Source organism: Corallococcus praedator, from assembly GCF_003612125.1.
Taxonomy (GTDB): domain Bacteria; phylum Myxococcota; class Myxococcia; order Myxococcales; family Myxococcaceae; genus Corallococcus; species Corallococcus praedator.
Map to the genome: position 1 here is coordinate 1 of NZ_RAWI01001470.1, position 382 is coordinate 382.

Annotated in this window: 1 pseudogene; it reads right to left on the bottom strand. The window is 67.8% G+C overall.

Annotated elements, in window-relative coordinates:
* Positions 1 to 367, bottom strand: a pseudogene (locus tag D7Y13_RS44935) (DNA-directed RNA polymerase subunit alpha); the annotation flags it as partial.
* Positions 368 to 382 lie beyond the last annotated feature (15 nt).

Consider the following 382-nt stretch of genomic DNA (forward strand, 5'->3'; position numbering starts at 1 on the left):
GGCGCACCGGCGAATAGAGCGCGTCGACGGGCACGAGGCCGATGGGCGCGTCGGCGGGGCGGTTCTGCGAAGCGGGAACATAGCCCTTCCCGGCTTCGATGGTCAGCTCCATGTTGAGCGTCGCGCCCTCGTCGAGGGTGCAGATGACGAGGTCGGGGTTCATGATCTCCATGTCGCCGGTGACCGCGATCTGGCCCGCGGTCGCGGGACCGGGACCAGTCGCCGACAGGTGAACACGCTTGGGCTGATCGCCCTGCATGCGCACGGCGATCTGCTTGATGTTGAGGACCATGTCGGTCACATCCTCGCGCACGCCGGCGAGGCTGCTGAACTCGTGCAGCACGCCGTCGATCTTGACCGCGGTCACCGCGGCACCCTGCAG